The organism is Streptomyces sp. CA-142005, assembly GCF_050942335.1.
Taxonomy (GTDB): Bacteria; Actinomycetota; Actinomycetes; order Streptomycetales; family Streptomycetaceae; genus Streptomyces.
This window is the reverse complement of sequence record NZ_CP192078.1, coordinates 9894395-9915836: the sequence shown is the minus strand read 5'-3', so window position 1 is coordinate 9915836 and position 21442 is coordinate 9894395. Positions and strand designations below refer to the sequence as shown.

The following is a 21442-nucleotide window of genomic DNA, read 5'->3' as shown; positions in this document are numbered from 1 at the left end:
CCTCGTGACCGGGGCGGCCGGTGTGGCTGGCGCGCCCCGGACCAAGCGCCTGTGATCCGGGCCTCGCCCGCCGGGCAGGGCTTCAGGCTCCGAGTCCGGGGCGAACCGCCGAGGCAGCTGTTACGGCCGAGTACCACTGCTACTGGTCGACTATCGCCGCTGTGACTGAGCGCGCACGTTGCCACATGCTGTGCCGTGCGCAGATTCGGGTGAGCCCGTGGCTGACGGTGGGCAGAGGACGAGGACATCGGTCGACGGTGGCAGGCTGCCGACCTCGTCGGGGTTGAATCTCCAGCGGCTGGAGGATCCACACTCGATGCCATGAACGACGACGGCAGCCCGCTGCTGACCATCGGCCAGCTCTCCCGCCGCACCGGACTGACGGTCCGCACCATCCGCTACTGGTCCGACATCGGCGCGGTGCTGCCAGCCGGGCGGACCGGCGGAGGACACCGGCTCTACGACACCGAGTCGGTCGCCCGCCTGGAACTGGTCCGCACCCTGAGAGAGCTCGGTCTGAGCCTAGACGAGGTGCGCCGCGTGCTGCGGCGGGAGATCACCGTCGCCGACGTCGCCGCCGTGCACGTGGCGGCGCTGGACGCACAGATCCACTCACTGCGGCTGACCCGGGCGGTGCTCAGCACCGTGGCCAAGCGGCACCCCCAGACCGAGGAGATGGCCCTGATGAACAAACTGGCACGGTTGTCCGCACGGGAGCGCAGGCAGATGATCGACGACTTCGTGACCGAGATCTTCGACGGCCTGGACTCGGACCCGCTGCTGAAGGAGAAACTGCGGCTCACCCCTGAGCTCCCGGACGAGCCGACCCCGGAGCAGGTGGACGCCTGGGTGGAGCTGGCCGAACTGGTCGGCGACGCGGACTTCCGGCAGCGGATGCGGAAGATAGTCGAATACCACGCCGAGAGCCGTGCCCAAGGTGGTCCGGCCGCCCAGCCGGGGGGCTACCAGCGATTCACGCGGCAGATGGTCTCGCTCGTCGAAGAAGCGCGGGAGCGTGGCATCGCACCGGATTCGCCCGAGGCGGCACAGGTTGTGGACCGACTGCTGGAAGGAGCGGACGCAGCCCGTCTCGCCTACGTCCGCGAGCGGCTGCGGGCGGGGCTCGACAGCCAGTCCGAGCGCTATCACCGTCTACTCGCAGTCATCAACGGTGAGCAGCCACGCCCGACGCACGCCGGCAACCTAGAGTGGCTGCTCACAGCGATCGACAGCCACCGAACGCAACCACCGGCTCAACCTCACACGCCCCGCTGAACCGGCTCCGTCACCGAACATTGCGCATCGCCTCCCCGGGCTGGACGTCCAGCCTCGGAGCCAGCGCGGTTGACGGTCCACGACGACGGCACGGCGTCGCGCCCGCTGCTGGGCGCCGGGCGCGGCCGTCAGGGTGGCGTCGTGTACGGCGGCGACGGCTGACACGATGGACAGCCCGACGCCGTGCCCGCGTCCGGTCTCCCGGTGCGGGATTCCAGACGTCGGAAGGGCTGGAACAGGGTGTCGATGCGGTCCGGCGGGATCCCGGGCCCGCTGTTGACCACTCGCAGGAACGGCCGCCCGGGCAGGGTGCAGCCATGGGAAGCGTTGAGGAGCGGCAAGCGACCATGGCGTTGGCAGCGCAGGCCAAGGACGTTGCGCGGGCGGCGGCCGGCTTGAGCGTCCGGCCGATGCTGCCCGCCGCCGGACCTCCCAATCAGGCGGGTGTGGACACCGCCCCGGTCGGGGGTTCTCCTGGACACACGCCCCGTCCACTTCGCTGACCGGGGGCGCCATGCACGACACGCTCCACGTCGCAGTGCATCCGACCGGGCCCGGCAGCTGCCGGGTGACCGTGACCGGGGACCTCGACGTGGTCAGCGCCCCGGACGTGCGGGAAGCCCTCAAGGCCGCTGTGTCCGCCCACGACCGCGTTGATGTCGACTGCGGCCACCTGACCTTCTGCGACTGCACCGGCCTGTCAGCGCTGCTGGCCGCCGCCCGCGCGGCGAAGGCCCACGGCAGCGAGCTGCGGCTGTTCTCGATCCCGCACGCGCTCGCCCGGCTACTGCGGCTCACCCACACCGGCAGCTCCTTCACCATCGAGTAGCCGGACGTACAGGGAAGCAATGGACGGGCGGCCGCCCCGCCCTGGCACCCTTCGGCAACAACGGCTCCAATACCACCCACTGAGATCGTCTCATCCTGAAGTCGCTGGTCACGAGTCTGGTGTGACCGGCGGCCGCGGTACTCGCCCTGGTCGGCGGCGTGATCGGCACCAGGTGATCGCCTGCCACGGGGTGTTCGCCGGAACGCCGCTGTTCGCGCGTGCTGCAAGCGCCCGAGCCGGTCCTACGCGGCAAGCGGCCTGTTGCGGGAGCTGGATCCTGTTCGGCAGCGATGAGTTCCGCGGTGGTACCAGGTCTGTATGTCAGACCGCTTCATCGCATTCTAATCGGGAGGTATCGTGCGGCTTCTGCTCACATCCGCCGGCATCAAGAACGCGAGCATCCACGACGCGCTGGTCGACCTGCTGGGCAAACCGGTTGCCGAGGCCAACGCCCTGTGCATTCCCACCGCGGCGTATGCCATGCCCGGCGGTGTCGGTTCGGCATGGCGGTTCATCAGTGGACGATCCGTCATCTCCCTGTGCGAGGTGGGTTGGAAGTCGCTGGGGGTGCTGGAGCTCACCGCGCTGCCCAGCCTTGGCGAGGAGCTGTGGATCCCCTCGGTCGGAGAGGCCGACGTCCTGCTGGCAGGTGGCGGCGATGCCCTGTATCTGTGTCACTGGATGCGGCAGTCCGGGCTGGCCGACCTGCTGCCGTCGCTGCGCGAGACGGTCTATGTGGGAGCGAGCGCCGGGAGCATGGTGATGGCCCCCAGCGTCGGGAAGGACTTCAGCGAGTCCTACCTCTGGAAGCCACCTACCGGTGGCGACGGTGCGCTGGGCATGGTCGACTTTTCGATCTTCCCGCACCTGGACCACGAGAATCTCCCGGACAACTCCATGGCCAACGCGCAGAAGTGGGCCGCCGGGATCCCGCGACCGGGGTACGCGATCGATGACGAGACTGCCATCAAGGTGACCGACGGCAGCGTCGAAGTCGTCTCCGAGGGGCACTGGAAGCTGTTCGCCCCTTGAGCTGGGGATGGTTGCTCGCACTGGTTACGGGCGTGATCACTAGCAGGCGATCGTCCGTCGGGGGCGGTTTCCGGGGTTCTCGGGCGACGGGGCTGGGCATTCCGTAGGTTCCGCGGCGGGAGGGATGTGGATGACGGACGTGCTGACCTGGACGATCGAGCGGCGGATCGAGCTGGCGGATCGGGCCGAGCTGCTCCGCAAGGAACTGGCCGGGATTGAGTCGGAGGTGGCTCGGCTGGAGGCCGCTGAAGTGGTGTTCGGGCAGTGGGCCGAGGCCACGGACGGCGGGCGTCGACAGTCGAGGATCTTGGAGCCGGAATGGGTGGTGGTCGGGCCGGGAGCCGGCGGGATGCGGCTGGTGCCGGACCGTGCCGAGGGCATGGCCGTGGAGGTCCTCACGCCCGAGTACCGGCGGATCGTGGAGATCGTGGCCTGCGCGGACGGGCCGGTGATGGCCAAGGATGTCGCGATCGCCCTGGGCCGCGAGACGACGCCGGGCAAGGTCGAGCCGGTCCGCGGTCAGCTGCGTAAGTTGTCCGACCGGGGCTGGCTGGCGAGGACCGGGGCGGGCCGCTACCTTCCGCGCTGATCGATCGGGGCGGCGGCAGACCGGCCGGTTGTGGGCGTAACGCGAGGGCCCTCAGCGGGAGTTGGGGCCTGCGACAGGTCGCCCAGAATGTGCTCCGCCTCGGTGGGCAGTCCCGGACGAGGTCCCGGTACAGCGAGGAGGCGGATGCCGATCCCGGTTCGGTCAGAGGTGCCAGGGACTGCGCGTGTGCCGGCGCGGAGACCGGGTGCCCGTCCGCGGCTGCGACGGTTTCGAGTTCGTCGATCGCGTCGTGGATCTCCGGGAGTCCACCCCCGTCGATGATCTGTCCGACCGGGCCGCGAAAGGACGCGCTCTGGTCGTCGTATGCCGGGTGGTCGAACAGGGGCACAAGGACCCCTTGGTTCGGCGGGTCAGGGGGTCGGCACACCGCAGGGATGAACTGGCTGATCAGGTGATTGAACCCCGCCTGCAGCTGGACGCCGAATCCTGCCGCCGTGGCGTTGCGGGCGGCTGTCGCGAAGTCGGTGATCGTCCTTTGGATGTCCGACATGGCCATGTGCACCATGGTGATCTTGCGGCCGGCCGGTGTCGGGGCAAGCAGTCCCGGGTTCACCGCCGAGGGCGCGAGCGGCGGCCGGCCGTTGAAGAAGTCGGGGTGCGAGGCGGACCCGGTGTGCCACAGCTGGGCGAAGATGACACCGCCCGCACCGTGGACCGCGTCCGTCACCGGTTGCCAATGAGCAACCTGCTCGTCGGTGAACAGACCCGGCACGTCATGCCATCCGACCGCCTCGGGGCTGATCCACACACCCTCGCAGATGATCAGACCGGCAGATGCCCGCTGCGCGTAGTACTCGGCATGGAGCTCGGTCGGCAGCAGTTCACGGTTGCGGCCCGCGATCGCGCCATCGGCGCCATGACCATCGCATTTTCATTCTCCCGACAGGAACGAGAGACCCTTAATGCACGGACATGTGCGTTAGGTCGAGGTCAGCGCCAACGGAGAACTAACGCAGAGAACCGCGGTTCAATGAGGGCGGTCGGTAGCCGCACCCTCGACGTACGGACGCGGCCGCTCCCAACTGAAAGGCGGCAGCCGCCCACAGGGAAGTGGGGCTCAGACGGACCTTTCGCAGAGGTCGTCGACGTAGCTGCGCACATCAAGTTCGGGCAGCGTCCAGGGCAGGAAGATGACCCGGTAGATGATGGGGGCCACGACCTTGTCGACGATCTGGTCGCCGGTGAAGGTGCTGCCGGGCCGGCCGGCGAAGGCGGCCGCTTCCGCCCGGCGGTCACGCAGGCAGTCCGACTCGCTCTCGCCCGCCGCGGCGGCTCCGCCGCGCAGCAGGGCCGCGTTCACCGGCTTGCTGTAGTGGGTGATCAATTCCTGGGCCCAGGCGGTCAGATCGGCGCGCAGGTCTCCGCTGTCGGGGAGGCCGCGGTCCGGGTCGAGCCGGTAGGTCGCCAGGTCGTTGATCATGGTGCGGGCATCACCCCACCGCCGGTAGATGCTGGAGTGGTTGACTCCCGCCCGCTCCGCGACCATCGGGATGGTGACGGCGTCGCTGCCGTGCTCGGCGATTAGTTCCTCGACGGCCTTCCTGATGGACATCAGCACCGCGGCGCTGCGGCCGCCGGTGCGCCGGCGCGGGGACGATTCAGCAACCATGCACCACACTGTAACGCACAGCACTTGGCATTAATTGGCTTCCGGGTCTACCGTGAATCTAACGCACAGACTTTGGCCTTAGGAGGCCCGAGGTGTTCCGCACCCTTTCACGGCAGGACCCAGGCCCCGCTCGCGTGGCTGATGAACCCGTTCGGGTCCGCCAGGCACTCCCTCCCTTCGCGACCTTCGCCGGATCGGCCGCCGTGTTCGCGGCGCTGTATGTGGCAGCAGGCGCGCCCACGCCGCTCCTGGTCGTCTTCGAACAGCAGTGGCACTTCCCCGCCTGGGTCCTGACGGTGGCCTTCTCCTCCTATGCGCTCGGCCTCCTTGCGGCTCTGCTGTTCGCAGGCTCGCTGTCCGACTACACAGGGCGCCGTCCCGTGCTGGTCGGCTCCCTGCTGGTGGAAATCGCCGCGATGCTCATGTTCGTCTTCGCACCTGACATCAGCTGGGTCATCGCGGCCCGCACCCTCCAGGGAATCGCCACAGGGGCAGCCACGAGCGCGTTCTCGGCCTCGGTCGTGGAGCACGCACCGCGGCAGCACAAGCAGCTGGGCACGATCATCACCAGCATCGCCCCGGCCGGCGGGCTGGGCCTGGGAGCCCTGCTGACCGGCGTGGCGATCCAGTTCAGCAGCCATGCCAGTGCGATCGTGTTCACGGCTCTCGCACTGATCATGATCGTCGGCACGGCGGTCGTCGCGCTCTCCGCGGAAACGGTCTCGCCGCGTCCCGGAGCGGCTCGGTCCCTGATTCCCCGTGTCTCAGTCCCCCGACAGGCGCGCCGTGAGTTCGTTGCGAGCATCCCCGTTCACATAGCCGCGTGGATGCTGGGCGGTCTGTTCATGGGACTCGTACCAACCATCATCCGGGACGTGCTGGGCCTGCACAGCGGTCTGCTGAACGGTGCCACCGCTTTCATCGAGCCTGCGGCGGCGGCCACGGCCGGCGTCTTCCTCGGCCGTCTGCCGGCCCGGCGCACCGTCCTCGTCGGCGGCGCGGGCGTACTGCTGGGCACCGCGGTGATCGAGGCCGGTGTGGCCACCGGCATGCTCTCCCTGCTGTGGGCGGGAGGCATCATCGGCGGCGTGGGATTCGGAGCCTCGTTCTCCGGCGCCATCCGTACCATCGCTCCCCTCGTTCAACCGCACCAGAGGGCCGGGCTCTTCGCATCCGTCTACCTGGTCGCCTACCTGAGCTTCGGCGTCCCGGCGATCATCGCAGGCTTGCTGGTCGCTCCGGCCGGTCTGCTCGGGACGGTCCTCGGCTACGGCGCCGCCGTCCTCGCCGCCGCAGCCCTCGGGCTCTTCGCGCAGTACCGCATCAGCAGACACCGCTGAGCCGGACTGCGGGGAGCAAGAGAGGAGCGCCAAGGAACCCCCTTCATCACAACGCATCACCGCTCAGAAGCGTTTGACGAGCCCGGACAGCCGACCGGCTGTTTTCCCAGGCCCACCCCCACACGAATCAGACAGTAGGTGACCACCTCATGAGCACCATCGAAGACCGGAACAAGGCCATCGTCCGCGAAGCGTTCGACACCCTGTTCAACAAGCGGGACTACGCAGCCGCCGAGCGGTTCTGGTCCCCCGGATACATTCAGCGCAGCGCCCACATCGCACCGGGCCGCGAAGGACTCTTCGACCTCGTCAGGAGCCTCCCGGCGGAGTTGCGGCACGAGTGCGAACTGGTCATGGCCGACGGAGACATGGTCATGGTGCGCGGCCGGTTCTCCGGACACGGCCAGCCCGCCCCGTGGATCGTCGCCGACTTCCTCCGCCTCGAAGACGGCGTCCTCGTCGAGCACTGGGACGTGATCGAAGAGGAAGCCACCCGCGAACAGTCCCTGAGCGGCCTGCCGATGTACGGCGACGACTTCCCCGAGGAGCGCTGAACATGAACACCTATCGAGTCGCACAGGCGACCGCACCCAACGGCACCCTGCACCTGACCGAGCGAGAGGTGCCCCGGCCCGGCGCCGGCCAGGTCAGGATCGCCGTGGAGGCATGCGGCGTCTGCCACACCGACGCCCTCTTCGTCAGCGGCGCCCTTCCGGGCGTCTCCTTCCCCGAGGTTCCCGGGCACGAGATCGCCGGGCACATCGAGGAGCTGGGCGAAGGTAGCGAAGACCATGGCTGGCGGGTCGGCGACCGGGTCGCGGTCGGCTGGTTCGGCGGCAGCTGCGGCCACTGCACGTCCTGCCGCAGGGGCGACTTCATCCTGTGCGCCGACCTGAAGGTCCCCGGCTGGGCGTACGACGGCGGCTTCGCGGACAAGGTGATCGCCCCCGTCGACGCCCTGGCCCGCATCCCCGACGCGCTCTCGGCCACCGATGCCGGGCCGATGGCCTGCGCGGGCGTCACCGTCTTCAACGGACTGCGGCGCAGCTCCGCCCGGCCCGGCGACCTGGTCGCGGTGCTGGGCCTCGGCGGCCTCGGCCATCTCGGGGTGCAGTTCGCGGCGGCGATGGGCTTCGAGACCGTGGCGATCGCCCGGGGCGCCGAGAAGGCCGACTTCGCCAAGCAGCTCGGCGCCCACCACTACGTCGACAGCACCTCCGGCACCCCGGTCGCCGAGGCCCTGCAGTCCCTCGGCGGCGCCAGGGTCGTCCTCGCCACCGCCGGAAACTCCGAAGCCATCACCGCCACCGTGCCCGGCCTGGCCCCCCGCGGGGAACTCGTGGTCATCGGAGCCGACACCACTCCCTTGGGCGTCACCCCGTCCCAGATGCTCATGGGCGCCTACGTCCTGCGTGGCCATCCGGCCGGCACCGCGCAGGACGTCGAGGAGGCCATGGCCTTCAGCGTCCTTCACGGCATCCGGCCGATGACCGAGACCGTGCCGCTGGACGACGTGGACACCGCCTTCCAGAGGATGCTGGCCGGCAAGGCGCGCTTCCGGATGGTGGTTGCCCCCGGCTCATGACCGGCCATCAGTACGTCAGGTGAGGCCACGTCCGCAAGCCCTTCAGCGGTCTCCCGCGGTACGGCAGGAGGGTTTGCGGACAAACATCACCCAGGCGTCGGCCGGCAGACGCCTGGGCGACCGACGGAACCGAGGCCGGACATCCCCGAGCGGCCGGACATCCCGGTCCGAACTACAGGAGGCGATCGACATGGGCGCAGGACCCATCCTTGTCACCGGCGTCGGTGGCACGGTCGGCGGAGTCGGAAACATGGTTCTCGACCATGTGCGTGCGAACGGTGTGCCGGTGAGGGCCCTGGTGCATCACGACGACGAGCGGGCCGCGGCGCTGCGGGCCCTGGACGGGGTGGAGGTGGTGGTCGGCGACCTCACGCGCGGCGCCGACGTGGTCGACGCACTCTCGGGCTGCCGCCGCGCCTACTTCGGGATGAGCGTGTCCCCCGTCTACCTGGAGGCCGCCACGACGGTCGCGGCGGCCATCCAGGAGGGTGACGGCCTCGACCTGCTGGTGAGCATGTCGCAGATGACGGTGTCGCAGATGAGCCTCACCAGCGCCACCGAATCCCGGCAACAGCGACTGCACTGGCTGTCCGAGCATGTCCTCGACTGGTCTGGGGCGCCGGTCGTCCACGTGCGGCCCACGGTCTTCATGGAGAACCCGCTCTTCGCCCGGGTCGCCGCCACCTCGGTCCAGCGTGACAACACGATCCGTCTCCCGTTCGGGTCCGCCCGCACCTCTCCGGTCGCCGCGGCCGACGTAGCGGAGGTCATCGCACACCTCCTGCTCGCCCCGACCCCGCCATCCCGCCGAGTCTACGAACTGACCGGCGCACAGTCCCGTGACATGAACGCCATCGCCGCCGAACTCTCCACCGCCCTGGGCCGTACCGTGACCTACGTCGACGTGCCCTACGAGGAGTGGCTGGAAGACGACCTGAAGAAAGCGGACCTGCCACCCCACGTCTTCGAGCACATCGCCACCATGGCCCGACTCCACCGCGAAAACCGCTACGACCGCGCCACGAACGACATCACCGAACTCCTCGGACGCCCCCCGCTCGGGTTCAACCACCTCCTGAGCAACACACCGGCCCCGCAGCCCCAGGGTCGGCCGTGATCTTGGCTCGTGGGGAATGGCCCCGGCCTCCAACCTCTGTCCCCAGGGGAAAGGTAGCTCTGCGTAATGTCCAGGTGGTGGGGCGTCCCGGGTCTTGGGGAACAGCGTTATCGCGGACGAGTCGCAGGGCGGGGCGCGGTGGGGCGAATTCGCCGAGTTCCAGTGCTGCCTCCCGCCAGTTCGCGGCCGATCCTGGACCCGGAGGACGATCCGGACGCCTGGCACATCGCCGTCAACGAAGCGCGCGGCCCGCAGTGGTACACCTTCAACGGAACCCTGACCGACTTCCTCGTCTCCGTCCTCAGCGGAGAGACGGGGGTGCTGCGGAACACGGGCGGACGGGTGGACGGCCGCGTGATCGAGGACATCGCATATCTGGCGGTGCGGCTCGGAGTCAGGATGGACGTCGCGATCGTGCATCACACGCAGTGCGGCACCGGTCTGCTCGCCGACCCGGAGTTCCGCCGCGCGTTCGCGGATCGCACCGGAGGCGACGACACCGTACTCTCCGAGCGCGGTCACGGACCCCGCCGCGACCGTGCGGCGCGACGTCGAGAAGCTCCTCGCCGACCCACTGATGACGAGCGAGATTCTCGCGTCGGTGTCGGGGCATGTGCTCCGGTTGGAGACTGGGCTCGTCGAGACCGTCGTCGAACACAACGTCGAGACCGTCGCGCCGGCCAGCAGGTAGCCCGGTGGAACCGTAGCCAGGTGGGAGGCGAGCGCCGCCGGGTCAGTCGAGGATCGTCGCCGCCTGCCAGGCGCCGGGGCGGACGCCCGTCGCGTTCTGAAAGAAGAGCGAGAAGTTCGACGAGTCCGGGAACCCGAGCTCGTTTGCACACCGCGCCGCGGTGACGCGACGGCGCGTTCCGAGCCGCCCGCTTCGCTCGCGATCACGGCCTGTCCGATACCGCCGCCGAACTGATCTGGGACGCGGTAGCGCTGCACACCTCCCCCGGGATCGCGGTCCACAAGCAGCCCGTCGTCGCCCTCGCCCACCTCGGCATCGGCGCCGACATCTTCGGCTTCGGCACCGAGGATGTGGGCCAGGCGGTCATTTGAGGCCGCGCACTCGGCGTTTCCCTGGCTGGATCTGCGCGAAGAGATTTTCAAGACGATGGCCCACCAGATCGACGAGCAGCCGTCCAAGTGGGCGCCCCTGTCCTTCGTCGCCGAGGTCTACTGCAGGCAGCGGCCGGACAATCCCTTCCCGGGGTTGAACGAGCTCGCTGCCGCTCCGACGATTCCCGCCTGAGGCCTGCGGCAGGCCCCCACGGCCCAGGCGCACGCTGGCCTATGACAGGACCGTTACCGGAGCTCTTGCCCGGTAACGGTCCACGTCGTACGCCAGAGCTTCGAGGATCAGGCCGTGCGTGGGAAGTGGCACCTGCTGCTCGACCGTGATGTTCGCTGACAGGGGGCAATGATCAGTGGTCTGCGCTGGAGCCGTTGTTGCCGCGGCCATCAGGGGACCTGCCGCCGCACGGGGCGGTGCATGTACTACTTCACCAAGTGACGCGACGACGGCACCGACCAGACCATCCACGACCTGCTGCGCTGGCAGGTGCGGGAGAAGGCGCGGCGGAAGGCGGACCGGAGCCTGGTGGTGCTCGACACCCAGAGCGTGCACGCGGCGGCCGGGGCGCCCGCGGAGTCGACGGGGCAAGACGGAAGCGAGTCCCGCCTCGCGGGAGTGAGGAGGTATTCCTCGCGCGGGGAGCACTCACTGTACCGGCGTCGTGACACAACGCCAGGGTTGACGAGTTTAGGCGCGACCGTTCCTCAGAAAGGGCCGCGGCCGGCGAGGACCACCTGCGGAGGCGACGTTGTCTCCCGGTTCGTGTCCAGCATCCCGCCCAGGACACGAGTGCGGACGCCTCGCGCGCGCCTTGCTGAACCTAGGTCTGACTGGTCCACCTTCACCGGCCCGCCATGCCACTGTCGTGGTATCACTGGATGCATGGATCAAACCGGCGAGCTCGGTGACTTCCTGCGCTCGCGGCGGGCCCGTCTGCGTCCCGAGGACGCGGGGGCGGCTTTCGGTGGCGGCGCACGCCGGGTCCCCGGACTGCGCCGCGAGGAGGTCGCCCACCTGGCCGGGGTGAGCACGGACTACTACGCCCGTCTCGAACAGGGCCGGCACCCCCACGTCTCGGAAACCGTTCTGGAGGCAGTGGCCCGCGCCCTGCGCCTGGACGACACCGAACGCGGCTACCTCTTCGAACTCGCCCGGACCAAGCCCCCCGGCACCGACCGGCACCGTCCGGCCGGGGTACCGCGCGTGCGTCCGGCCATCCACCAGATGCTGGACGTCCTCAACGACGTCTCACCGGCCCTGGTGCTCAACCACCGCAGCGACGTCCTGGCAGTCAACCACCTGGCCAAGGCGCTGATCACGGACTTCGACGCACTGCCGCACCGCGACCGCAACTTCGCACGGTTCGTCCTGCTCCACCCCTCCGCCCGGGACCTGTTCCAGGACTGGGACCAGATTGCGGAGGCGTTCGTCGCCAGTCTGCGCCTGGCCGCCGGACGCCATCCCGACGACCGCGTGCTGAACGAACTCGTGGGGGAGCTGTCCATCAAAGTTCCCGAGTTCTCCACCTGGTGGGCCGGCCACCGCGTGGACCAGTGCGCCCACGGCATCCGGAGCCTCGTTCACCCCGTGGTCGGTGAACTCACTCTCTCCTACGAGATTCTGGCCCTGCCCGCCGACCCTGACCTGAGTATCTGCCTCTACACTGCGGAACCTGGTTCGACCTCTGCGGAGACGCTGCGCGTGCTGGCCAACTGGAGTGCCCCGGCGAGCGTACGACGGCGCAGTTCCTCCGAGACGTCCTCAAGTTGACTTCCACGGGCCGTCCGTAAGTGGCGCGGCAAGCTCACCGGCCACGACACGCAGGCCATCGGCGCAAGGGCCCTCGCCTCTCGCGACTACCTGTTCGCGGTCGGCGGCTTGCGACCGACTCAGCGACGTCGGCACGCCTCAGCTGTGAACCCATAGGACAGCGCCTCGTCAGGTCCAGGACGACATCGCCAGCGATGCAAGCGCAGACGACGCAAGCCGCGAAGTCAGAAGACGGCGCCCCAGCAGGACGGCGGGACGGACCGCCGCCGCGATGGGAGAGGTCGCGGCGGCGGCCCTGTTTCAGGGAAGGACCCTGGGGGGTGATGGGCAGTTCGCGGATACGGAGCCCGGTGGCATGGAACACCGCGTTGGCGATGGCCGGTGCCACGCCGACGATCACTGCCTCCCTCAGCCCCTTGACCCCGATGGGGGTGAGGTGGGTGTCCGCGCGGTCGAGGTAGATCGCCCGTAGCTCGGGAACATCGGCGTTGAGTTGCTCGGTCCCGCGACCGTGCCGGCGTTGTCGTACTGGGAGATCGCCCCGCTGATCACGACTCGCGCACCGCGGGCGAGACGGGTGAGTGCCTGGTTGAGGATGTCTCCGCCGACGTTGTCGAAGAACACGTCGACGTATCGGGGGGGTGCGCTCGCGCAGCTGGTCGGGAAGGTCGTCCCGCTTGTAGTCGATGGCGGCGCTGAACCCGAGCCGGTCGACGAGCATGCGCGTCTTGTGGGGACCGCCCGCGATCCCGATCACGTGCGCGCCCTTGATCCTCGCGATCTGACCGGCGACGCTTCCCACGGCCCCGGCCGCTCCCGATACGAGCACCACGTCGTCCGCGGCGAGCCGGCCGACGTCCAGGAGCCCGAAGTAGGCGGTCATGCCCAAGACGCCGAGATACGCCGCGAGCGACCGGCCCTCGTCGGGGTGGACCTTGTAGATCCCGTTTCCGTCCGACAGAGCGAACTCCTGGACGCCGAGCGTGCCGTGGACGAAGTCGCCCTCCGTGAAGCCCGGGTGGCGGGAGTGCACGACCTATCCGATCGTGATCGCCCGCATGACCGCTCCGATGTCCACCGGAGTGACGTGTCCTGCGTTCATCCAGCCGCGCATGGCAGGGTCGATCGACACGTGTGTGACCTTGACCAGCAGCTCGCCGTTGCCGGGCACGGGAACGGGGGTCTGGACGAGCTCGAAGTCGGAATCCTCAAAGGGACCGGCCGGGCGGGCCTTGAGCAGGAAATGGCGATTGGTGCCGGTCATCTCGGCTTACCTCGCCCGGTCGGGCGGGAAGTGGTCGCCGAACATCGGCAGACCGCTTGCGGACTCGGCGAGGGTCGCCTCGTCCTCCCAGACGTCCCAGTGTTCAGCCAGTGTGCCGTTCTCGACACGTACGACGTCGGCCACGACGAAGGCGGCCTCGCCGGTGCCGGAGTACCGGCCGTAGAGCATCACGTAGTCGCCCTCGGCGACCGCGAACTGGTTGTCGTAGCGCAGTGTGGCGGGCAGGGCGCGAACCAGGTTGAACAGGCCCTCCCGTTCCGGCGGGATGTGCCGGCTGTGCTGAAGGTAGTCCTCGGACCAGAACTCCTTGGCTGCTGCGTAGTCGCGCTTGCCGAAGAGCGTGTCGAAGGCCGTCAGAACGAGTTCTTTGTTCTTCTCGGGTGTGGACATGTCGTGCTCCAGAGGATGGGTGTCATGGCTGCTTCGACTGCTGTTGCCCCCGAGGCAGATCGCGCCGAAGCCGAGGTCTTCAAGCTCGGCTGCCGCGCGTCGCCGTTGTTCTTGAAGTGCCGGGTCTTCGGAGCGCAGTTCGTGGGCTGAAGATTCCGAGACGGCCCAGGGACTGCTGCGATGCGGTGCGAGGTGCGGAGTGCATCATTTGTTCCTTGCTGGGACAAATGCATTATGCGTGCCGCCGACCTGCGTGCATGAACCTTCCCTGGCCCGGAGGTCATGTCATGCGCTAGGCCACTGGGACCGCTGCTGCCGCGGCTCGGCCGAGGGCCTGGCATTCGGCCTCGCCGATGGCGAACCTCGGTGTTGTCCTCGCGGCGTGGCGCTGGAGGCGCTGGACAGCTTTCATGACCTCAAGTCCCCGTCAGTCATGGGCTGCCGGTTCCCCATCAGCCGTACGGCACCTGAGAGGGGGCGGCCTCGTGTGTGTTCGTCGGTATGGTCCAGCTGGCGAGCAGGCGGAGTGTTTCCGCGGAGGCGGAGCTGGGTTCGGTGGTGTAGAGCACGATGCTCTGGTCAGGGTCGGCGGGCAGGGCAAGCGTTTCGTAGGTGAGGGTGAGTTCGCCGACCACGGGGTGAACGAGGCGTTGGGTGCCGTGGGCGCACTGGTCCACGCGGTGGCCGGCCCACCAGGTGGAGAACTCGGGAACTTTGATGGACAGCTCCCCCACGAGTTCGTTCAGCACGCGGTCGTCGGGATGGCGTCCGGCGGCCAGGCGCAGACTGGCGACGAACGCCTCCGCAATCTGGTCCCAGTCCTGGAACAGGTCCCGGGCGGAGGGGTGGAGCAGGACGAACCGTGCGAAGTTGCGGTCGCGGTGCGGCAGTGCGTCGAAGTCCGTGATCAGCGCCTTGGCCAGGTGGTTGACTGCCAGGACGTCGCTGCGGTGGTTGAGCACCAGGGCCGGTGAGACGTCGTTGAGGACGTCCAGCATCTGGTGGATGGCCGGACGCACGCGCGGTACCCCGGCCGGACGGTGCCGGTCGGTGCCGGGGGGCTTGGTCCGGGCGAGTTCGAAGAGGTAGCCGCGTTCGGTGTCGTCCAGGCGCAGGGCGCGGGCCACTGCCTCCAGAACGGTTTCCGAGACGTGGGGGTGCCGGCCCTGTTCGAGACGGGCGTAGTAGTCCGTGCTCACCCCGGCCAGGTGGGCGACCTCCTCGCGGCGCAGTCCGGGGACCCGGCGTGCGCCGCCACCGAAAGCCGCCCCCGCGTCCTCGGGACGCAGACGGGCCCGCCGCGAGCGCAGGAAGTCACCCAGTTCGCCGTTGCGGTTCATGCGGCCAGTGTGCATCCCACAGGACGGTGACGGACCGGTGAAGGTGGACCAGTCAGACCTAGGTTCGGCAGGGCACCCTTGGAGCATCCACATGTAGGCAAAATGGGTCATGCTGGTTTAAAAGGGATGATTTTCTCTGGCGAGGTCGCCGGAGGACCTCCCCGCACGGGGGCTGGAGAAAGGACCGGCTGTCCTGTACCGGCCTAGTGTCCCCTCGAGGAGCACGCCGCCGCAGGCCAGGCCCTAGTCAGCCCTCGCACCGCCCCTGGAACGCCATCACAAGAGACCCTCCGCCCCCGTCCCCGGGACGGGCCACGCAAGGAGATCACCATGACCGAGTTCGCACCTATGCCCGACTTCGCCCTGGGCCCGGACATCCCGGAGACCGGGTACGTCATCAGGGACCTGGGTGGCGGTGCCCACTTCGTCACCCAGGGGATGATCAACACGATGTTCGTGGAGACGAACAACGGTGTCGTCCTCGTGGACGCCTCACCGTTCCTGGGGGACAAACTGCTGGAGGCGATCGAGTCGGTCACCCCCAAGCCGGTCACGCACCTGATCTACAGCCACGCGCACGCCGACCACATCGGGGCGGCTCACCTGCTGAAGCGGGACGGACTGAAGATCATCTCCCATGAGATCACCGGCCAGTTCATCAAGGAGGTCAAGAACGACGACCGGCGCCCCCTGCCCACCGAGACCTTCAGCGGCCGGCGCAAGGAGATGGACATCGACGGCGTACGGTTCGTCCTCGACTACACGGGAGACTGGCACCAGGCCGGCAATCTGTTCATCCACCTGCCGGAGCTGAAGCTCATGGGAGCGATGGACAGCTTCAGTCCGAAGAACGCGCCGTTCTTCCGCCTGTACTACTCCGCACACGTGCCCGCGTACTTCGACGCCATGGACCAGCTGCTGGAGTACGACTTCGAGACCGTCGTGACCGGCCACATGGCTCTGCCCGGCACGCCCGAGGACGTCGCGACGAACCGGGAGTACATCCATGACCTGCGGAAGGCTGCCGGCGAGGCGCTGCGGACGGTCGACCTGGAGGAGGCCGCGGCCGCCGCCAAGGTGCCGGCGAACAACAAGCAGGCGGGGCTCAAGGTCTGGATGGATGCGGTCGTCGCCCGCGCGGCCGAGCTGATGCCGTCCTGGGAAAAGCGCCTGGGAGGAACCGACATCTTCCTCGCCGACAACCTCAACGCCACCGCGTGGAGCGTCTTCATCGACTAGGACGACACCCTGCGGATGAGGGGCGAACTGCGGTGATTGCATTTACGCCCGACACGACATGCGCCATGGAACTCCGGTCCGTACAGGCTCGCGGGGCTCGGACCTGCATGTTCGCCCCTACTTAGCGGGCATGTGAACGGAGTCAAGGTGCATGCGGAGACACAGCTGAAATTGTGGTCCCCAACCTGACGAAGAGCCACTCCATGCAACCACCCAGCGGCCACGAAAAGGCCAAAAACCAGGGCGCAGCCGACCTCGCAATCCGAAATACGCCGCAGATCCCGGCGGGCGAGTCACACACCAGACGTTGTTCCCGGCTCTGGGACATCATCCAGCAAGCCACCGCATGAGCATCATTCGCCTCGGCGTGGGGCGTGAGAAGGAGGGATGCCGCATGCTGCTGCCAGCGACGAGGGCGGAGCAGTTGACGCAGAGTATCGATCTGGTCGTGGACGCTGTCCGCGGTGCACTGGGCGACCAGTACCACAGCCCGACGCCGTGTTCGGCGTGGACGGTGAAAGACCTCGTCAATCACCTCGTCATGATGCTCCTGATGACGAGAGACGCGGGCACACGCACGGCATCGGATCCGAGCCTGCTGACCGCGAACCCGGTACCCCTCCTCGCCGGGCGGCCGGAGTCCGAGTGGGCGTTGCTGCTGGCCGCCAGAGCGGAACCGGCGGCCAGGGCCTGGTCCGAGCCGGCAGCGTGGGAGGGAGAGGCCGCCCTCGGCGGACCGCCCATGCCCGCGACCGCGCTCGGCGGAATCCTGATCGCCGAATTCACCGTCCATGCCTGGGATATGACAGCAGCCACCGGACAACGGCGCGCCATTCCCGCATCCTTGGCCGAAGCCACGTTCGCGACATACTCGCGTGAGGCACCCCGCATGCGCGGTCTCGGCCTCCTGGGTGACGAAGTACCCCAAGACTCAGACGCACCTGCGCTCGACCGTGCACTGGCCCTCAGTGGCAGAAACCCCCGATGGACACCAGCGGCGCATTAAGGGTCTGCCCGACGGTTCACCGAGCGTTCATCGCCAGCGAACCGTCCTGCCTCGCGTACGACTGGTCCATCGATCACGCGAGCTACGGTGGTGCGGGAGTTCTCAGCCGGGCACGCGGGCTGCACCAGCGTTTGAGCCCTGGTCTGAGAGAAACGACAGCGGCCGACCCCACTAAAATGCTGGGGCCGGCCGCCACCTTCGTATGCTCACGGCCGGTAGTGCGCCTATCCTCGTCGCCGTCTGGCACATCCTCACCTGGGACACTCCCTACCAGGACCTCGGCGTCGGCCACTTCATCAGCCACATCCGCAAGTTCCGGCAGGCCCGCAGGCTCGTCTGCCGACTCATCCAACTCGGCTACGCCGTCACACTGATGCCGCTTCGGTGGCGCTGCAGCCACGCATCCGATGCCGATCTCTCGTACGAACAGGTGAGGAAGCAGAACCGCAGATCCCTGACAGGCCGACTCGGACGCCAGGGGCGGGGAACGACGTTGGCGCTGGCCGCAGTGGTGATGGCCTTGAACAGGAAACAGCAGCGAACGGCCTCGACCGATCCGAACACAAGGCGCCCGGGCGGGAGGAGAGATCCGGCCGGGCGCCAGTGAAGCGACCCTGGGACCACTGAAGCGGCCCCTGGGGTGGGGTAGCAAGCCGTCTGCTACCGCTTCAATGTGTGTCCTTCATCCTCGGTGACGGGGGTACCCGAGATCGGGACGGGCTGCCCGGGCTGAACGTGGTGCGGTCGCGCGCCGGGGACCTCGGTGAGGGTGGGCGGCACCGGGTGCGGGTGCACCCCGCCGCCGGCCGGCTCCAGCGGGTGCGACCTGTGCCGGTACGCCGGAGTGAGCACGGTCTCTGTCGAGTGCGACTTCTGCGCGTGCGTCGAGTGCTGCGGCACCGCGGCGGCGACGGCCACCCCGCCGGAGGCGAGGAGTACAGTCACCACACCGGCCATCACCACATTGCGCCGACGCGTGAAGCTGCGCCAATGCATCGTCATGGGTTAGCTCCTTCATCAGAGAGGGACACGGCGAAGCCAGCCTCAGCCCGGCCCGGCCCCTCGAGGACGAGTACGGGCCAACCCTCGCCCCCGCCGCCTGAAGAGCCACTGAACGTCCTGAAGAACCTCTTCAGCGCCCGACGCAGGCAATGGGGCAAGATGCACAGCATGCGCGTGCTGCTGATGGACGACGACGCCCGGCTCGTGGAACTGCTCCAACAGGGCCTGCGAGCGGAAGGGTTCGCCGTCGACACCGCCAGTGACGGCCTGGAAGGCCTGACGAAGGCCGCGGCAGACACCTACGACGTGATCATCCTCGACATCATGATGCCCAGGCTGAACGGCTACAAGGTCTGCTCCCACCTGCGTACGACCGGCAACAACACCCCCATCCTGATGCTGACCGCGAAGGACGGTGAATACGACGAAGCCGAGGGCCTGGAGACCGGTGCCGACGACTACCTCACCAAACCCTTCTCCTTCGTCATCCTCAGCGCCCGGCTGCGTGCCCTGATACGGCGCACACGCCCCGAACGTCAGGCCGTGCAGCACTTCGGAGACCTGGAGATCGACACCGGCGCCCGCCGGTGCCGCCGCGCGGGTACCGACATCGCCCTCACCGTCCGCGAGTTCGACATCCTGGCCCTGCTCGCGGCGGCCCCGGACGTCGCCGTCAGCAAGACGGCCATCCTCGAACGGGTCTGGGACAGCGCGTACGAAGGCGGTCCGAACATCGTGGAGGTCTACGTCAGTGCGCTTCGCCGGAAGATCGACCGGCCTTTCGGCCGGGCCAGCATCGAAACCGTGCCCGGCCGGGCCTACCGGCTCCGCTCCGACGGAGCGTGACGGCGCGGCTGCCCTTCGCAGCCCCGGCTTTGTCGACGCTCGCACGCCCACGGCTTGGGCCGCGGCCGGAGCGGGGCGTGGCGCCCTGCCGTCGCCCGGTCGTCAGTATGGGCGCAGTCGGCCAGGTGAAGGCCGCGTGGAAAACGAAGCCCTCGGCCGGTCTCACCTCTAGCGCCTCAGCCGACTGCTGAGTTCACGCATCTGCACGACGCTCGTACCCTGCGGTTCCTGTGACCTCGACGACCGCGGCCGATGTCAGACCCAGTACAGCTGCCGCGACGACGGCCATGACCACGGTGCGCCGCGTCCTCGAAGGACGCTGCTCGTGCCCTGCCCTTTCTTTTCCTTCATGAGACGCCCGTCACCGCTGTTGGGAGACGCGGACCGCTCGTGACCGAACGCTCAAGATTCTCTTCAGCTACTGCTGAAGGCCTGCTGAAAACGCTGAAGACGCCCTTCAGCGGTCTCACGGATGCCGGGCGTAGCCTTGCCGCAAACTGTGATGTGAACGCATCAGGGGCCGCTGCCGGGCAGCACGGCCCTCGATGGTGCGTTCACTGTTGAGAGGGCTTCGGCAATGCGGCGTCGTACAAGGAACCTCCGGGTCCCGGGCCTGTTTCCACGCAGCATGCGAGCCCGGGCGACGGTTGTCGTCTCCCTGGTCACCGCAGTCGTATTGGGAGTCTGCGCGGCGGGGTTGATGTACGCAGTGCACCGTGACCTGGCGGCGAACGCGAGCCGTGACGCCCGCAAAGTCATCAACCAGACGGTCAGACAGTTGGAGAACGGAACCTCCGCGGCGGACGTTCTCAAGACCGCGACGGTGTACGGCGTGATCGCCACCCGGGAGCCGGGAAGTACCGGATCGTCGGGGTCCGAAACGGCAACTCTGATCCCGACGTCCGGAGTTCCCCACGACCCTGTGCCTGTGAAGGTCGTGGAGGTCAAGGGCCAGACGGCCACCGTGCTGACCGCCGAGGGCATTTACGTCCTACGGTCGGCCCCGGATATGCGTTCCGAACGTGACGCGCTGCGGATCATGCTCTGGCTGTTCGTCCCCGCCCTGCTGTGCGTAGTGGCCCTGGTAGCGGCACTGACCTGGTCCGCGATGACCCGCGCGCTGGGCCCGGTCGAGGCGATCCGCGGCAGGTTCGCGGAAATCACCGCGACCAACCTTGCCCAGAGGGTTCCCGACCCGCGCTCCGGGGACGAGATCTCCGCACTGGCCGGCACGATGAACGACACCCTGGACCAGTTGCAGCGCGCTGTCGGCGGTCTGCGAACCTTTACCTCGGACGCCTCCCACGAGTTGCGTAGCCCGCTTACCACGCTCCGGACCCGGTTGGAACTCTCGTTGGCACACCCCGCCACCACCGACTGGCCAAAGACCGGAGACGCCGCGCTGAACGACACAGTCCGGCTCCAGGAGATCGTCTCCGATCTGCTCCTGCTCGCCCGGCTGGACGCCAGCCCCAGGCCAGCGAAGACCGAGCGGATAGAGCTTCGTTCGTTCCTGGCCGATCTGATCTCCAGCCAGTACCCGGAGCGGCCCGTGGTGTTCGACCGTCCCGCTACCGACGGGCAGACGGCAGTCGCCGTCGTCGGTAACCGAAGCGCACTCACTCGGCTGGTGACGAACCTTGTCGACAACGCGCTCCGTCATTCCGCGAGCATCGTCACCGTGGAGATCACCGCGAGCTCCGACAAGGTCACCGTGACAGTCGCCGACGACGGGCCCGGTATTCCCCTCGAGGACCGTGAACGGGTCTTTGAGCGATTCACCCGGCTCGACGACGCCCGCACCCGTGACGAAGGGGGCAGCGGCCTGGGTCTGGCCATCGCCCGCGGGATCGCGGCCACACACGGTGGCACGCTCGAAGTGGAGCCGCCCCTTGCCGAGAAGCCCGGAGCCCGGCTGACCCTGACCCTGCCGCCGGCCTCCTGACCCTGTCGCCGCGTGCCGTGTCGGCATCATTTGGACGCGTGAAATCAGGTCAGCCGCTTTCCAGCGGTAGCCGAAGAGCGCCAGCGCATACGCCCTCTGGACCGGGAGCTCTACGGACAGAAGGCCGGCGAAGGATGCCTCACT

General features: G+C 68.2%; 23 protein-coding genes and 2 pseudogenes. 17 read left to right on the top strand and 8 right to left on the bottom strand.

The annotated features are described in order from the left end of the window. Positions 1-321 precede the first annotated feature (321 nt). The 4 genes from ACQPXS_RS45950 to ACQPXS_RS45935 all read left to right on the top strand — a co-directional run bounded on the left by ACQPXS_RS45950 (position 322) and on the right by ACQPXS_RS45935 (position 3725). Positions 322-1275, top strand: a complete 954-nt coding sequence (locus ACQPXS_RS45950) for a MerR family transcriptional regulator (RefSeq protein WP_433455470.1) — start codon at positions 322-324, stop codon at positions 1273-1275. A gap of 514 nt (positions 1276-1789) precedes the next feature. Further along, positions 1790-2104 carry an STAS domain-containing protein gene (locus ACQPXS_RS45945; RefSeq protein ID WP_433455468.1) on the top strand — a complete coding sequence of 105 codons (315 nt, stop codon included), beginning with the start codon at positions 1790-1792 and terminating at the stop codon, positions 2102-2104. A gap of 357 nt (positions 2105-2461) precedes the next feature. Next, complete coding sequence (locus ACQPXS_RS45940) at positions 2462-3136, top strand: Type 1 glutamine amidotransferase-like domain-containing protein (protein ID WP_433455466.1); 675 nt, start codon at positions 2462-2464, stop codon at positions 3134-3136. Positions 3137-3266: 130 nt separating this feature from the next. Continuing rightward, positions 3267-3725, top strand: a complete 459-nt coding sequence (locus tag ACQPXS_RS45935; RefSeq protein ID WP_433455464.1) for a hypothetical protein — start codon at positions 3267-3269, stop codon at positions 3723-3725. 454 nt (positions 3726-4179) lie between these two features. On the opposite strand, the pseudogene ACQPXS_RS45930 reads toward ACQPXS_RS45935, so the two are convergent. Continuing rightward, positions 4180-4563 (bottom strand): annotated as a pseudogene (locus ACQPXS_RS45930) (alkene reductase); the annotation flags it as partial. A 240-nt stretch (positions 4564-4803) separates the two neighbouring features. Then, positions 4804-5355, bottom strand: coding sequence for a TetR/AcrR family transcriptional regulator (locus ACQPXS_RS45925; RefSeq protein WP_433455462.1), 552 nt, complete (start codon positions 5353-5355; stop codon positions 4804-4806). 134 nt (positions 5356-5489) lie between these two features. Between ACQPXS_RS45925 and ACQPXS_RS45920 the strand changes: the two genes are divergently transcribed. The 5 genes from ACQPXS_RS45920 to ACQPXS_RS45900 all read left to right on the top strand — a co-directional run bounded on the left by ACQPXS_RS45920 (position 5490) and on the right by ACQPXS_RS45900 (position 10088). Further along, positions 5490-6695, top strand: coding sequence for an MFS transporter (locus ACQPXS_RS45920; protein ID WP_433455460.1), 1206 nt, complete (start codon positions 5490-5492; stop codon positions 6693-6695). Between the two features lie 149 nt (positions 6696-6844). Continuing rightward, complete coding sequence (locus ACQPXS_RS45915; RefSeq protein WP_433455458.1) at positions 6845-7249, top strand: nuclear transport factor 2 family protein; 405 nt, start codon at positions 6845-6847, stop codon at positions 7247-7249. Positions 7250-7251: 2 nt separating this feature from the next. Beyond that, on the top strand, positions 7252-8280 hold the full coding sequence (locus ACQPXS_RS45910; protein WP_433455456.1) for an alcohol dehydrogenase catalytic domain-containing protein: 1029 nt from the start codon (positions 7252-7254) through the stop codon (positions 8278-8280). 190 nt (positions 8281-8470) lie between these two features. Then, positions 8471-9397 carry an NAD(P)H-binding protein gene (locus tag ACQPXS_RS45905; protein WP_433455454.1) on the top strand — a complete coding sequence of 309 codons (927 nt, stop codon included), beginning with the start codon at positions 8471-8473 and terminating at the stop codon, positions 9395-9397. Positions 9398-9935: 538 nt separating this feature from the next. After that, a complete protein-coding gene (locus ACQPXS_RS45900; RefSeq protein WP_433455452.1) occupies positions 9936-10088 on the top strand; it encodes a hypothetical protein in 153 nt (50 codons plus the stop codon). A gap of 42 nt (positions 10089-10130) precedes the next feature. Here ACQPXS_RS45900 and ACQPXS_RS45895 read toward each other — a convergent pair. Continuing rightward, a pseudogene (locus ACQPXS_RS45895) lies at positions 10131-10256 on the bottom strand (helix-turn-helix domain-containing protein); the annotation flags it as partial. 258 nt (positions 10257-10514) lie between these two features. On the opposite strand from ACQPXS_RS45895, the gene ACQPXS_RS45890 reads away from it, so the two are divergent. After that, positions 10515-10652, top strand: coding sequence for a hypothetical protein (locus ACQPXS_RS45890; RefSeq protein ID WP_433455450.1), 138 nt, complete (start codon positions 10515-10517; stop codon positions 10650-10652). A 705-nt stretch (positions 10653-11357) separates the two neighbouring features. Next, positions 11358-12245: a helix-turn-helix transcriptional regulator gene (locus ACQPXS_RS45885; RefSeq protein WP_433455448.1), complete on the top strand. Its 888-nt coding sequence runs from the start codon at positions 11358-11360 to the stop codon at positions 12243-12245. A 34-nt stretch (positions 12246-12279) separates the two neighbouring features. Here the strand turns inward: ACQPXS_RS45885 and ACQPXS_RS45880 are convergent, their stop codons facing one another. From ACQPXS_RS45880 to ACQPXS_RS45870, 3 genes are read right to left on the bottom strand one after another with little or no spacing between them, the layout of a single operon-like run. Continuing rightward, positions 12280-13278: a zinc-binding dehydrogenase gene (locus tag ACQPXS_RS45880; protein ID WP_433455446.1), complete on the bottom strand. Its 999-nt coding sequence runs from the start codon at positions 13276-13278 to the stop codon at positions 12280-12282. 3 nt (positions 13279-13281) lie between these two features. Then, positions 13282-13509, bottom strand: coding sequence for a hypothetical protein (locus ACQPXS_RS45875; RefSeq protein ID WP_433455444.1), 228 nt, complete (start codon positions 13507-13509; stop codon positions 13282-13284). Positions 13510-13515: 6 nt separating this feature from the next. Beyond that, positions 13516-13920 (bottom strand): nuclear transport factor 2 family protein, encoded by a 405-nt coding sequence (locus tag ACQPXS_RS45870; protein WP_433455442.1) that lies wholly within the window; start codon positions 13918-13920, stop codon positions 13516-13518. A gap of 24 nt (positions 13921-13944) precedes the next feature. Between ACQPXS_RS45870 and ACQPXS_RS45865 the strand changes: the two genes are divergently transcribed. Beyond that, on the top strand, positions 13945-14070 hold the full coding sequence (locus ACQPXS_RS45865; protein WP_433455440.1) for a hypothetical protein: 126 nt from the start codon (positions 13945-13947) through the stop codon (positions 14068-14070). A gap of 302 nt (positions 14071-14372) precedes the next feature. On the opposite strand, the gene ACQPXS_RS45860 is transcribed toward ACQPXS_RS45865, so the two are convergent. Next, the gene (locus ACQPXS_RS45860; RefSeq protein ID WP_433455438.1) at positions 14373-15260 is read right to left on the bottom strand and encodes a helix-turn-helix transcriptional regulator; all 888 of its coding nucleotides are present in this window, start codon (positions 15258-15260) and stop codon (positions 14373-14375) included. A gap of 330 nt (positions 15261-15590) precedes the next feature. Between ACQPXS_RS45860 and ACQPXS_RS45855 the strand changes: the two genes are divergently transcribed. The 3 genes from ACQPXS_RS45855 (at position 15591) to ACQPXS_RS45845 (ending at position 18112) form a co-directional block, all read left to right on the top strand. Then, on the top strand, positions 15591-16499 hold the full coding sequence (locus tag ACQPXS_RS45855; RefSeq protein ID WP_433455436.1) for an MBL fold metallo-hydrolase: 909 nt from the start codon (positions 15591-15593) through the stop codon (positions 16497-16499). Positions 16500-16845: 346 nt separating this feature from the next. Then, complete coding sequence (locus ACQPXS_RS45850) at positions 16846-17505, top strand: TIGR03086 family metal-binding protein (RefSeq protein WP_433455434.1); 660 nt, start codon at positions 16846-16848, stop codon at positions 17503-17505. A 202-nt stretch (positions 17506-17707) separates the two neighbouring features. After that, positions 17708-18112 (top strand): hypothetical protein, encoded by a 405-nt coding sequence (locus ACQPXS_RS45845; RefSeq protein WP_433455432.1) that lies wholly within the window; start codon positions 17708-17710, stop codon positions 18110-18112. Between the two features lie 53 nt (positions 18113-18165). Here the strand turns inward: ACQPXS_RS45845 and ACQPXS_RS45840 are convergent, their stop codons facing one another. Further along, positions 18166-18507 carry a hypothetical protein gene (locus tag ACQPXS_RS45840; protein ID WP_433455430.1) on the bottom strand — a complete coding sequence of 114 codons (342 nt, stop codon included), beginning with the start codon at positions 18505-18507 and terminating at the stop codon, positions 18166-18168. Positions 18508-18675: 168 nt separating this feature from the next. Here ACQPXS_RS45840 and ACQPXS_RS45835 point away from each other — a divergent pair, with 168 nt between their 5' ends. Next, complete coding sequence (locus ACQPXS_RS45835) at positions 18676-19353, top strand: response regulator transcription factor (RefSeq protein ID WP_433455428.1); 678 nt, start codon at positions 18676-18678, stop codon at positions 19351-19353. A 700-nt stretch (positions 19354-20053) separates the two neighbouring features. Next, positions 20054-21298, top strand: coding sequence for a sensor histidine kinase (locus tag ACQPXS_RS45830; protein ID WP_433455425.1), 1245 nt, complete (start codon positions 20054-20056; stop codon positions 21296-21298). The last annotated feature ends 144 nt before the right edge of the window (positions 21299-21442 follow it).